The 12,860-nt window shown below is 72.9% G+C and carries 7 protein-coding genes; 1 reads left to right on the forward strand and 6 read right to left on the reverse strand.

All coding sequences use genetic code 11. From position 1 onward, the window contains the following. Positions 1–227 precede the first annotated feature (227 nt). The 5 genes from E1262_RS11030 to E1262_RS11050 all read right to left on the reverse strand — a co-directional run bounded on the left by E1262_RS11030 (position 228) and on the right by E1262_RS11050 (position 5,944). Positions 228–2,363 carry an MMPL family transporter gene (locus tag E1262_RS11030; protein ID WP_132103177.1) on the reverse strand — a complete coding sequence of 712 codons (2,136 nt, stop codon included), beginning with the start codon at positions 2,361–2,363 and terminating at the stop codon, positions 228–230. Positions 2,364–2,652: 289 nt separating this feature from the next. After that, complete coding sequence (locus tag E1262_RS11035) at positions 2,653–3,738, reverse strand: GNAT family N-acetyltransferase (RefSeq protein WP_132103178.1); 1,086 nt, start codon at positions 3,736–3,738, stop codon at positions 2,653–2,655. A gap of 45 nt (positions 3,739–3,783) precedes the next feature. Further along, positions 3,784–4,461, reverse strand: a complete 678-nt coding sequence (locus E1262_RS11040) for a D-lyxose/D-mannose family sugar isomerase (RefSeq protein ID WP_132103179.1) — start codon at positions 4,459–4,461, stop codon at positions 3,784–3,786. Next, a complete protein-coding gene (locus E1262_RS11045) occupies positions 4,458–4,913 on the reverse strand; it encodes a nuclear transport factor 2 family protein (protein WP_132103180.1) in 456 nt (151 codons plus the stop codon). Before E1262_RS11045 ends, E1262_RS11040 begins: the two co-directional genes overlap by 4 nt. Before the next feature lie 20 nt (positions 4,914–4,933). Further along, positions 4,934–5,944 carry a helix-turn-helix domain-containing protein gene (locus tag E1262_RS11050; RefSeq protein WP_162605864.1) on the reverse strand — a complete coding sequence of 337 codons (1,011 nt, stop codon included), beginning with the start codon at positions 5,942–5,944 and terminating at the stop codon, positions 4,934–4,936. A gap of 89 nt (positions 5,945–6,033) precedes the next feature. On the opposite strand from E1262_RS11050, the gene E1262_RS11055 reads away from it, so the two are divergent. Then, the gene (locus tag E1262_RS11055; RefSeq protein WP_162605865.1) at positions 6,034–11,772 is read left to right on the forward strand and encodes a S8 family serine peptidase; all 5,739 of its coding nucleotides are present in this window, start codon (positions 6,034–6,036) and stop codon (positions 11,770–11,772) included. A gap of 106 nt (positions 11,773–11,878) precedes the next feature. On the opposite strand, the gene E1262_RS11060 is transcribed toward E1262_RS11055, so the two are convergent. After that, the coding region (locus tag E1262_RS11060) for a hypothetical protein (protein ID WP_203453762.1) at positions 11,879–12,860 on the reverse strand (982 nt) is incomplete at its 5' end.

Below are 12,860 nucleotides of genomic sequence, written 5' to 3' on the forward strand. Positions count from 1 at the left end.
TCGCCGTTGATCACGGAGAAGGTCCCCTCTGGAGGTACTGGAAAGGGGCGTTTCTCCATGATCACGCGACGGTGGGGTTCGGTGTCGTTGGGCGGGGGCCGTTCACTTGGAATGCAGGCCTGGTGAAGCACGAGATTTCGTGGTGAACGTGATCATTTCCGGGTCGGCGGTCGCCACGACCCGGCGCACGTCCGCCCGGCCAGCTGCCACCGTCCGTTCACCGGAGCTCACCGCACGGGCCGGGGCTCCTCGACCACCTCGCCCGGCTCGCGCGCCACCTCGGACGCCGGCGGCTCGGGGCGGCGGGAGAGTTCGCTCGGCCACCACATGAACCGCCCGAGGTCGAGGTTGAGCGCCGTCACCAGGATCGAGCGCACGATCAGCGTGTCCAGGAGCACGCCGAGGGCCACCGCGATCCCGATTTCCGCGAACGCCACCACCGGCAGGGTCGCCAGCACGGCGAACGTTCCGGCCAGGACGAGACCGGCGGACGTGATCACGCCGCCCGTCGCGGCGAGGCCGATCAGCGCGCCCCGGCGCGTGCCGTGCTGCTTCGCCTCCTCGTGGACGCGGGTCATCAGGAAGATGTTGTAGTCGATCCCCAGCGCGACGAGGAACACGAAGACGAACAGCGGGAACGCGGCGTCGGCGCCGGCGAAGCCGAGCAGTTGCTCGAAGATCAGCGAGCTCAGCCCGAGCGCCGCGGCGAACGACAGCACCACCGTCGCGATCAGCACGAGCGGCGCCACGAACGCCCGCAGCAGGATCATGAGGATCACGAACACCGCCGCCAGCACCAGCGGCATGATCACGATGCTGTCGCGGGCCGCCGCGTTCTGCGCGTCCAGGGCGACTGCGGTGTTGCCGCCGACCAGCGCGTTCGCGTCGGGGACGGCGTGCACGCCGTCGCGGACCGCCTCGACCGTGTCCTGCGCCGCCGGGCTGTCCGGCGCCGCCTCGAGGGTGCCCTCCATGTAGACGAGGTCGCCCAGCGGCACGGGGTCGGTCACCTCGGCGATGCCGTCGGTGTCCCCGAACGCCTGCCGCACGTCGTCGGCGGCGGGGGTGTCGGCGATCACGATCACCGGGCTGCCGGTGCCGGCCGGGAAGTGGCGGGCCAGCGCCTCCTCGCCGGTGATCGACGCGGGCCGGTCGACGAACGCGTCCTTGTTCGCGATGACGCCGGTGTTCAGGCCCAGCAGCCCGAACGCCATCGCGCCGAGCGCCAGCGACGTGCCGATCCACACCGTCCGCGGCCGGTGCGCGATGGACCGGCCGATGCGCGCCCAGAACCCACGCTCCGTCGGCTCGGCGGACCCGTACTTCGGCTTGAGCGGCCAGAACACCCACCGGCCGGTGACCACGAGCAGCGCCGGCAGCAGCGTCAGCATCGCCGTCACGCCGATGACCACGCCGATCGCCAGCACCGGTCCCATGCCGCGAGTCGAGTTCATCTCCGCGGCCAGCAGGCACAGCATGCCGACGGCGACGGTGGCGGCGCTGGCCACGATCGCCGGTCCGGCGCGGTGCAGCGCGAACGCCATGGCCTCGTGCCGGTCCTCGTGCCGGCGCAGCTCCTCGCGGTACCGCGCGATCAGCAGCAGCGCGTAGTCGGTGCTCGCGCCGAACACCAGCACCAGCAGGATGCCGGCGGTCTGCCCGTTGACGGTGACGTCGGCGTACTCGGCCAGCAGGTAGACGACGGCTTGAGCGGCGGTGAGGGCGGTGAAGGCCGAGAAGACGGGGATGATCCACAGCGCCGGGCTGCGGTACGAGAACAGCAGGATGACGATGACGACGGCCATCGCCGCGTACAGCAGCGTGCCGTCGATGCCCTCGAACGCGTCGGCGAAGTCGGCCGAGACGCCGGCCGGCCCGGCGACGTACGCGTCCAGCCCGTCGGGTCCGCCACTGACGATGTCGTTCATCTCGTCGACGGCGTCGCCGAGCGCGAACCAGCCGCCGTCGCCCGGGTCCACCGGGACGATGACCTGCAGCGCCTCGCCGTCCTCCGACGGGATCGGGCCGACGACGTCGCCGCTGACGTTCTCGACGTCCGCGAACGCCCGCGCGTCGGCGGCCGCCTTCTCCTGGTCCTCGGGCGTGATGCCGTCCGTCCGCTCGTAGACGACGATCGCCGGCAGCTCCTCGCCGGTCTGGAAGGCGTCCTGCTGCACCTCGAACACCCGGGTCGACTCCGCCGAGCCGGGCAGCCAGGACGCGGTGTCGTTCTCCTGAGCATCGGTCAGCTTCGCCGAGAGCGGAAACGCGACGACGAGCACCACCAGCCAGAACACCAGGACGACCCACTTGCTGCGGCGGCCGCTGACGAGCGGTCCGAGTCGGCGTCGCGTAGAGGCCATGAGCCATCACTCCTCGGCCGGCCGGCGCCGGCCCCCCGTGGGAGATCCAGACCCGCACGAGTCTAGGCCCGTCCGCGCCGGCCGAACCCGGCACGAACCGGATATTTTCGGCTGCGTCCGCCACGGCCGTCGGCCGTTGATCATGGAGAAATCGGGGTTCCGAATCGGTTCAAAGGCGCATTTCTCCATGATCAACGCACGCTGCCGTGGCTGCGGCCCGCGGCGGACACCGTCGTCGACACCGCGGGGGTCGATCCGCGTGCCGTCGCCGAGCGGATCGCCGGCGCCGTCAGGGCGTGAGCTTCCAGGCGCCCTCGTAGCCGATGGGGGTGAAGCCGACGGCTTCGTTGACGTCCAGCATGTGCCGGTTCTCTTCGGCGTTGAACGTGGTCACCATGGGTGACGACGGGCTCACCTCGGCCAGCCGCTGCAGGTTGGCCACCTTGAGCAGCGTTCCCAGGCGCCGGCCACGATGCTCGGCGAGCACCAGCGTGTCCTCCTGCGTCACCGGGCGGGCGCGGTCGGCCGGCAGGTACAGCTCGTTGAACCCGGCCAGCCGCCCGGTCGGGACGTGCTCGGCGGCGACCGTGAGCCGCTCGCGGCCACTGTCGGCGAGCTGGCGGTCCCAGTCGGCGACGCGGGCGGCGTCCCACTTCTCCTCGGACATGTCGAGGCCGGCGCTGGGCGCGTCGGTGCTCATGCGCGTCTTCAGCGTCGCGAGGTCGCCGACCCACTCGGGCGGGGTGGTGCCGACCCAGGAAACCACACGATAGTCGGGGCCCGCCGCGGCATGGGCGGCGTCCCGCTTCGACGCGAGCAGCTCCGGATCCACGGGAAGCCGCAGTCCGCTGATGCGCGCCACCTGCTCGAGCTGATATCCGCGACGTCGCAGGAACCGCACACCGGGGTCGTCGGCGGAGAGCCAGCCGAACCCCGTCGGAGGCTCGATGCGTTCGCCGGTCTCGGGCCGGGTGTGGATGGCGTCGGCCTGCAGTGTCGGCCGGCCCGACGGCAGAGCGATGGCGGCGAGGTGGTCGTAGAGCGCCGTGCCGACGCCGCGGCTCCGGAACTCCGGCAGCACCTCGACTTCGACCCACGACGCGGTGGCGTCCTCGGCCGCCGACCACGACAGGATGCCGCGCCCGACGATGCGGCCTGCGATGCGCGCGACGAATAGCCGGATCGGCTCGTGGTGCTGCACCTGGTAGGACGGAAGCAGCTCTCGGGCGGTGTAGTTGAGCACGTCCGTGCCCATGACGTGCGACTCGATCGCGTTGCGGACGTCGACCATCTCGGCGAACGCGGCGGCGCCGGGCGCGTCCATCGAGGCCGGGATCTCCAGCTCCTCGACAGCGGCGGCGGCGTCGGTGCTCATGCCTGGGCACGCTAGTCCGCTCGCCAGGTCACGCGCACCGCGTTTTCAGCCGGCCAGGACCTTCGCGTACTCGCTGACCAGCAGGTATCGGGCCGGCGCGTCCTCGTCGAGCGACGGGTAGCGCGGGAACGGGTCGGCGAAAATGTTGTCGTCGACGTCGTCGTTCACCGCCGACACCTCGCCGGCGAGCACGACGCCGCCGTCGGCCCAGAACCGGTGGTACACGCCGGCCGGCACCTGGATGCTCTGACCCGGTTCCAGCAGCACCCGCGAACCGGCGCTGACGGCCCGCTCGAAACCGTCGACCAGGGTGACGACGTCGCCGTCGCCGGACTCCGGCCGCAGCTCGACGACCAGTGCCGCGCCGCCGCGGTTGATGATGTCTTCGGTCTTGCGCCGGTGCAGGTGCATCGGCGTCTCCTGGCCGTCCTGCGCGACCAGGAACTTCTCCGCGTAGGTCTGACCGGCCCCGGCGTCGCGCTCGGCCGGCGTCCCGTTGCGCAGCGTGCACAGCACCAACCCGACGCGGTCGAATTCGCCGCGGCCGAAGTCGGTGACGTCCCAGCCCAGGCCGCGTTCCAGTGCGGGCCGGGCGGCCGGCGTCAGCGCCGCCGCGAGCCAGTCGGCCCGGGTCCACCCGGCGAAGCCGGGCAACGGCATCCCGGCCGCCGCGGCCAACTCGCGGGCACCGTCGATGGCGCCGTCGATCTGCGATCTCCTCACCGGTTCTCCTCCTCCGCGGGCGACCAGGGCTGTCTAGGTCCGGGCCGGCGCCATACCCGGTCGAACAACCCCTGGTCCAGCGGCAACAGCCAGCAGGCGGCGATCCGCCCGGACCGGACGCGGTACAGCCCGACCGTCGACCACGTCCAGTCGACGCCGTCGATGGTCGCCGTGCCGTCGGTCAGCGCCGCGACGCCGTCTCCGTCGCCGCTCAGCACATCGTGGCGGTGCATGCGGAACGTGTCGTCGGCGAGCCGGCGGCGCCGGTCGAAGTACTCGAAGACCTCGCCCAACCCGCGGTACGTGCCGGCGATCGAGTTGTCGCCGGGCACCGTCCAGGTGATGTCGTCGGTGAGCAGCGCACGCAGCGCTGTGCCGTCGCCGCCGCCGTAGTAGCGGTTCTGAGCGGCGTGCAGCTCGTCGAGCAGCGCGACAGCCGCGTTCCGGTCCATGGGTCCAGCCTGACACGGACTCAGAGCCAGCCGCGGCGTGCGGCGGCCAACCCGGCCTGGAACCGCGTCTCCGCGCCCAGCTCGTCCAGTAGCGCGGCGATCCGCCGCCGGGTGGTGCGGTAGCTCCAGTCAAGGTGGTTGGCGATCGCTTGGTCCTTCATGCCGCTGGCCAGCAGCGCGAGCAGCCGCCGGTCGTCCGGCCCGGGGGTGACGGCGTCCGGCTCGCTCGGCGCGGTGAGTGGCGTCGCCCGCGACCAGAGCTCGTCGAACACGTACAGCAGGACGTCCAGCAGCGAGCAGGGGTGGACGACGATCGCGCCGGAGACGTCGCGCTGGTTCAGCGACTGGGGGACGAACGCCAGCTTGCGGTCGAACGTCGCCAGCTTCAGCGGCAGCCGCGACGTGACCCGGGCCTGCTCGCCGGCCTGGACGTAGCGCAGGATCGCGTCGGCCGCGAGCGGCGACCGTTCCAGCGCGGCACGATCGTAGATCGCCTTGCAGGTGACGCCGCGCGCCAGGATCTCGAACTCCACGTCGTTGGACCGAGGGCCGCGCGGGCCGGAGTACGGCGGGGTGTCGAGCACCTGGATCTCGCTGGTCGCCGACCGCTGCAGCTGGTCGAACCGACGCAGCACCGCCTCGGAGCCGGTGACGATCTCGCACAGCTCGGTGCGCTCGGCCTTCAAGCCCTCCCGGTAGTCGTCCATGAGCAGTGCCCCGAGCGTCCGGATGCGACCGAGCTCCGCCTCCCTGTCGCGGACGAGGGCCTCCAGGCCGACGTCCGGGGCGGCGGGCAGGAACCGGGCGACGGCACCGGGGGACCGGCTGACCAGGCCGGCGTGCTCGAGGACGGCCAGGGCGCGACGGGCCCGCCCCCGGGGGACCTCGAGGGTCTCGGCGATCTCCGCGGTGGTCGACCCGGGCAGCCGCAGCAGCGTCCGGTAGGTGCGCTCCTCGACCGCTCCGAGTCCGAGCGCGCCCAGCGGCACCGCCTCGCCGTCGGCCGTCGGGCCAGTTCTGTCCATGGCCATAGCTGGCCACCCTAGTGCCTGGACACCCGGTTCCGGCATCGCGGACCATAACCGGCAATCCATGCCAGATGGTCGTCGGAAGGCCGAGCATGCCCGTGCGCACCCGAGTCGCCGCCCTCACGTCCGCGGCCCTGCTCATCAGCTCCCTGACGGCCATCGGTGCGACGGCCACGGCCGGCGTGCCCACCGCCGGCAGCGCCGCCACCGCAGCGGGCGACGCTGCAGCGGGCGACGCTGCAGCGGGCGACGCTGCGGAGGCCTGGGCGACGAAGGTCGAGGACGACGTCCAGCACACGCTCGCGGCCGGCGAGACGACCGACGTCATGATCGCCTTCGAGGAACGCGCCGACCTGGCCGCGGCCGCTCGCATCGACGACTGGGACGATCGTGGCGCGGCCGTCGTCGCGGCCCTGCAGCAGGCCGCCGAGGAGAGCCAGCGGGCCACCCGCACGGAGCTCGACGCGGCCGGCGCCGACTACGTGGCGTACTGGATCGCCAACGCGATCCTGGTCCGCGACGCCACCGAGGAGATCGCCCGCCGGGTGGCGGCGCAGCCAGGCGTCGACCAGGTGCTCGAGGTGGCCCAGTACGACGTCCCGGAGCTACTGCCCGCCGAGGACGCCCCCGCGGTCCAGGCCGCGGCGCCGGAGTGGGGCGTCGCCGCCGTCCACGCCGACCGCGTCTGGACCGACGTCGACGTCCGCGGCGAGGGCCTGGTCATCGCGAACATCGACACCGGCGTCCAGTTCGACCACCCGGCGCTGGCCGCGAGCTACCGCGGCAGGAGCGCCGACGGCACCGTCACGCACGACTACCACTGGTTCGACCCCGCGCACATCTGCCCGAGCAGCGCACCGTGCGACAACCAGGGCCACGGCACGCACACGATGGGCACCATGGCCGGCGGCGACGCGGGCGGCACCGCCATCGGCGTCGCACCCGGCGCCCGCTGGATCGCCGCCAAGGGCTGCGAGGCGACCGCCCAGGTGGCCTGCTCGATCACGTCGCTGGTGGCCTCCGGCCAGTGGACGCTGGCGCCCACCGACGCCAATGGCCGCAACCCGCGCATCGACCTGCGCCCGCACGTCGTCAACAACTCCTGGGGCGCCGACACGCTCGGATTCGCCGACCCGTTCTACGACCAGATCGTCGACGCGTGGAACGCCGCCGGCGTCTTCGCGGTGTTCTCCAGCGGCAACGACGGCGCCAACGGCTGCACGACGGTCGGGTCGCCGGCCGACTCTCCCGGTGCCTACGCCGTCGGCGCGCACGACCCGGCGAACCTGATCGCGCCGTTCTCCAGCCGCGGCCCCGGCCCGAACGGCCGGATCCGCCCGGACATCGCGGCGCCGGGCGTCGCCGTCCGGTCCAGCGTCCCCGGCAGCGGGTACGGGACCGCCAACGGCACCTCGATGGCGGCGCCCCACGTGACGGCGACCGTCGCGCTCATGTGGTCGGCGGCGCCGTCGCTGATCGGCGACATCGACGGCACCCGCGAGCTGCTCGGCACCACCGCCGTCGACACACCGAACGAGGAGTGCGGCGGCACCGAGCAGCACAACAACGCGTTCGGCCAGGGCCGGCTGGACGCGTTCGCGGCCGTGACGGCGTCGCCGATCGGCGCCACGGGACTGCTCTCCGGCGTGATCACCGACGGCGAGTCCGGCGAGCCGGTGCCCGGCGTGCTGTTGCGCGCGAGCAGCGACGGCTACCAGCGCACGACCGTGACCGGCCAGGACGGCCGGTACGACATGACGCTCGTCGCCGGGACCTACGAGCTGACGGCGACGGCGTACGGCTACGCGCCCGGCGGGGCCGGCGACGTCACCGTCACCGAGGGCGCCACCACGACGCTGGACGTCGGCCTCACCCTGCTGCTGTCGGTGACCGTCAGCGGCACCGTCACAGACAACTCCGGGCAGGGCTGGCCGCTCTACGCCGGCATCAGCATCGGCGGCTACCCGCACGGCACGATCTGGACCGACCCCGCGACCGGCCGCTACGAGGTCGAGCTGCCGGCGACGACGGCGTACACGCTCACGGTCCGCCCGCAGGCCGACGGCTACGCCACGTTCAGCCGCACCGTAGAGGTGGGCGACGACGATCTGACCGTAGACTTCGCCGCCACGGTGGTCACGACGGAGTGCCTCGCGCCCGGCTACGCGCCGGCCCACACCGGGGCGTTCGCGTCCTTCGACAACGGCCTGCCCGCCGGCTGGACGGTGCAGACGGTCCGTGGCAACGGCTGGGAGACCGGCGACTCCGGCCAGCGGGGCAACCTCACCGGCGGTGAAGGCGGATTCGCCAGCATCGACAGCGCGTCCGGGCAACTGCTCGAGGACGGCATGCTGGTCTCGCCGCCGGTGGACCTCACCGACGTCGCCGCGCCGGTGCTGTCGTTCCGGACCGACCTGCTGCTCTCGCGCGGCGTCGCCGAGGCCGACGTCTCAGTCGACGGCGGCGCGACCTGGCAGAACGTCTGGCGGCGCACGGCGCACCAGCGCGGCCCGCGGCAGGAGCAGGTGCCGCTCCCGGAGGTCGGCGGCCGCGACGGCGTGCTCGTACGGTTCCACTACCGCAACGACATCGCGAACAACGGCTGGTGGCAGCTCGACGACGTGCTCTTGGGCGCGCGGACCTGCGAGCCGGTCGAGGGCGGCCTCCTGCTCGGCCAGGTGCGCGACGACCGCACCGGCACCACGCTCGACGGCGCCACCGTCAGCAGCGCGGACGGCTCCGTCACCGCCACGACGACGGCCACCCCCGCCGACCCCGGGCTCGGCGGCGGCTTCTACTCGACGTTCGTCCCCGGCGCCGGGGACCACGAACTGACCGCGGAGCACGACCTCGGCCAGCACGGGACGCAGCGGCGCACCGTCACCGTCGAACCAGGCGCCGTCACCCGCGCCGACTTCGAGCTCGGCACCGGTGAACTCGAGGTGAGCAGCGCGGTCGTCGAGGAGACGGTCGAGCTCGGCGGCGCCCGCACCGCCATGGTCACCGTCACCAACGTCGGCACCGCGCCGGCGTCGTTCGAGCTGGCGGAGCGCAACACCGGCTTCGAGCAGCAGCGGGAGACGCTCGCGGCGCTGCCGAGCGCGCCGCTGCGCCGCGCGATCGTGCCCGACGACGGCGGCCCGCTCGACGCGGCGGCCGGCCCGGCCGCGGTGGACGTGCCGACGAGCCCGGGTGACGCCGCCTGGGTCCGGCTGCACGACAAGCCCGACGCTCGCACCGATGGCCTGGCCGCCGTCCACGACGGCAAGCTCTACTACGTCGGCGGCAGCACGTCGGGCATCTCGCAGCGCAACATGGTCTACGACATCGCGCTGGATCGGTGGGACTTCACCGGCTCGTTCCAGCAGCCGCGCGGCAAGCCGGTCGGCGGGTTCATCGGCGACCGGCTGTACATGGTGGGCGGCTGGGGCCCGGCCGGCATGGGCGAGACGAACACCGTCCTCATCTACGACCCTGCCACCGACACGTGGTCGACCGGCGCTCCCGCTCCGGTGCGGTTCGCCGCGGCCGGGTCGGCGATCCTCGACGGCAAGCTCTACGTCATCGGCGGCCGGACGGCGGACCAGCCGGACCGCGGCAGCAGTGACGTCTACGTCTACGACGCCGCCGCCGACTCGTGGTCGCAGGTGGCCGACTATCCGGAGCCCGCGTCGTGGCAGGCGTGCGGTCCCATCGACGGGCTGGTCTACTGCGCCGGCGGGCAGGCCCCGCACATCGAGCACAGCACTCGCGGCTACGTCTACAACCCGGCTACCGACGCGTGGTACCGCATCGCGGACCTGCCGAAAACCGTCACGTTCACCGCGCACACGGCGGCGAACGGGCTGCTGATGACGTCGGGCGGGCAGGTCGGCGGGTACCGCAGCAACGAGGGCTTCTTCTACGACCCGGCGGCGGGGGAGTGGGCGTCGCTGCCGAACTCGATCTTCGACGTCTACCGGCTCGCCGGCACGTGCGGTTTCTACAAGCTCGGCGGCACGCAGGGCCAGCCCGGCACCTTCCCGTGGGTCGAGCAGCTGCCCGGCTTCGACGACTGCCAGACCGCCACCGAGGACCCGGTGTCGTGGCTGTCGGCCGACGGCGGCCGGCGCACGCTGGAGCCCGGCGAGTCGGCCGAGATCGCCGTCACGCTGGAGGCGAGCGGCGCCGCGGCCGGACAGCCGGGCGACTATCTGGCCCGGCTGCTGCTGCTCGAGGACACTCCGTTCGCCAACCCGGCGCTGACCGTCGCGATGGACGCCACCGCGCCGTCGTCGTGGGGCTTGGTGACCGGCACCGTCACCGGCCTGGACCGCTGCGACGGCCCGGAGCAGCCGCTGGCCGGCGCCACCGTGCGGCTGCGCGGCGCACTCACCGACATCGAGGTCAGCACCGACGAGGACGGCGTCTTCCGGCACTGGCTGGATCGGTCGGAGCGGCGGGTCACGGTGACGGCGTCGGCGGACGGCTGGCAGCCGCGGAGCGGCGCGGTCACCGTCGTCGCCGGTGAGACAGTCACGAAGGACCTCCGGCTGCGCCGGGACGAGCCGTGCGCCGTCGCGTCGCCGGCCGAGGGGCTGGAGCTGACGGTCCGCGCCCGGGGCCGCGCGGTGGAGCGGCTCACCCTGAGCAACGACGGCGCCGCGGCGTTCGACTACGCGGTGACGGAGACGGCCGAGGTGCTGCGCCCGCTGGCGGAGGTCGCCGCGGTGGGCTGGACGGACGGCGCTCCGGTGCCAGGCGGGCGGCTGCTCTTCGCCGCCGCCCAGTGCCCAGGCGACCCGGACCACGGCTACGTCGTCGGCGGCGTCGACGAGCGCATCGAGGTGACCCGCCGCACCTGGCGGTACGACGCAGCGGCGGACGCGTGGACGGAGCTGGCGCCGATCCCGGAGGCCGGCCGGAGCGCCGTGGCAGCCTGCGAGGCCGGTCGCATCCACGTCCTCGGCGGCGACGACACCGACCGCCACTACGTCTACGACGTCGCGCGCGATACGTGGTCCGCAGCGACGCCGCTGCCCGCGGGGCTGTCCAGCGCGGCCGCCGCGGCCTGGGACGGACGGGTCTGGGTGGCCGGCGGCGCGACCGGCGGCAGCGGCGGCGCGTCGGACGGCACCGTCACCGGCGACGTCCACGTCTACGATCCCGCGGCCGGCACCTGGACACCGTCGGCACCGCTGCCGCACCCCGTCCGCGACCCCGCGTTCACCCAGGCCGGGCCGTTCCTCTATCTCGCCGGTGGGATCACCACGGACGGGGCCGTCAGTGACGTCGTCCAGCGGCTCGACCTGCGCACCGGCACGTGGACCACCGGGCCGGCCTTGGCCGAGCCGCGGGCCGGGGCGGCGCTGGTCGCGACCGACCAGGCGCTCTACGCCCTCGGCGGCGCGAAGGACGACCCGCCATACGGCCGGCTCGCGACGCCGACGGTGCAGCGGCTGGTGCTCGCCGGCTGGTCCGGCGGGACCTGGACCATCGATCCGGCCGCCGAGCTGCCGTCGCCGGTGAGCGCCGCGCCCGCCGGGTTCTGCACCCAGGCGCGGGCGGGCGGCGAGATCTGGTCGATCGGCGGCATGGGCGGCGCGCTGGACCGCGCCCGCTTCCTGCCGGTGGCGGGGGAGCGCTGCGCCGGCCTCGCCGAGGACGTGCCCTGGCTCGACGTCCGCGCCGCGACCGGGACCGTGGCCGCCGACGGGCAGCTCCGGATCGCGGTGAATGTCGACGCCGGTGAGCTGGCGGCGGGGACGACCCACCACGCGACCCTGCTGGTGGCGACGTCCGACCCCGGGGCCCCGGAGCTGCGGGTCCCGGTGACCGTCCACGTGGATTGAACCTCGTTGCGCAGCGTGACGGATCGCCGTTGATCATGGAGAAAGTCGTCCTTTGAATCGTTTCTGGACCGCCTTTTCCCCATGATCAACCGTCGACTTCAGCGGGTCACTCCTCGAACTCGCCCGGCCCGTTCACCTGCCAGGGCTCCTCGCCGGACTCGACGATGTCGCCGAGCGGGATCCGGTAGCTGAGCACTTCGGAGCTGTCGCGGCTGATGCCCCACAGCGTCGAGTTCTGCCGCGCGTCGTCCCAGGCGATGCCCTGGCCCTGGATGCCGGGCAGCGTGATGGTGGCGACCCACTTGAGCTCGCTCCCCGCGTCGGGCAGCTCCATGACGTAGGCCTCGGGCAGGTCGTGGCCGGTCAGCCAGAGCCGTCCGTCCGGGCCCCACGAGCCGCCGCTGTTGCTCATCTGCTCGAACCGGTCGAGGATCTCCTTCGGGATGGTCCACGACTGGACCACCTGGAAGTCGTCGTCCATCTTGACGATCTGCGTGTTGTAGGTCTCGCCGTACGGGATCTGGGTGCCGTTGCGCGGCCGGTTGTAGTTGGCGAACGTCGCCCACCAGGCGCCGTCGTGGTGGTCGAGCCAGGTCAGCGAGCCGCGGTAGATGCCGAAGCTGTGCGTGCCGATGTGCCGCATGGTGCGGGTGTCGAAGATCTCGATGGAGCTCTCCATCGGATACTCCGAGTAGTTCGAGTGCGCCGCGTACAGCTTCCCGTTGACGACGACGCCGCTGTCCAGGTGCTCGATCGGCCCGTCTTCGTCGCCGGCGAACTGCAGCAGCGGCTCGCCGGTGACGCGGTCGTGCTTGGTGATGGTGCGGTTGTTGACGGCATAGAAATACCGCCGGTCGACGGCCACGCCCTGGTTCGCGTCGAACGCGTCGTAGCGGGCGACCTCGGTGCCGGGCAGCACCTGGTCGGCGCCGGACGCGACCGTCTTCGCGACGACGGCGGCCGCGGGCGGAGCGCTCTGCACGGTCACCAGCAACGTTCCCAGCGCGGCGGTGGTCGTCGCGACGGCGAACGCGGTGGCGACCTTCGTGCGGCGGATCATCTCGTCCTCCGGTGGCTCGGTGGTGGGG

It is taken from the genome of Jiangella aurantiaca, assembly GCF_004349105.1.
Lineage (GTDB): Bacteria > Actinomycetota > Actinomycetes > Jiangellales > Jiangellaceae > Jiangella > Jiangella aurantiaca.

Coding starts and splice junctions, on each gene's coding strand:
- E1262_RS11055 (WP_162605865.1), top strand. CDS start 6,034: ATGCCCGTGCGCACCCGAGTCGCCGCCCTCACGTCCGCGGCCCTGCTC.
- E1262_RS11045 (WP_132103180.1), bottom strand. CDS start 4,913: ATGGACCGGAACGCGGCTGTCGCGCTGCTCGACGAGCTGCACGCCGCT.
- E1262_RS11030 (WP_132103177.1), bottom strand. CDS start 2,363: ATGGCCTCTACGCGACGCCGACTCGGACCGCTCGTCAGCGGCCGCCGC.
- E1262_RS11050 (WP_162605864.1), bottom strand. CDS start 5,944: ATGGCCATGGACAGAACTGGCCCGACGGCCGACGGCGAGGCGGTGCCG.
- E1262_RS11035 (WP_132103178.1), bottom strand. CDS start 3,738: ATGAGCACCGACGCCGCCGCCGCTGTCGAGGAGCTGGAGATCCCGGCC.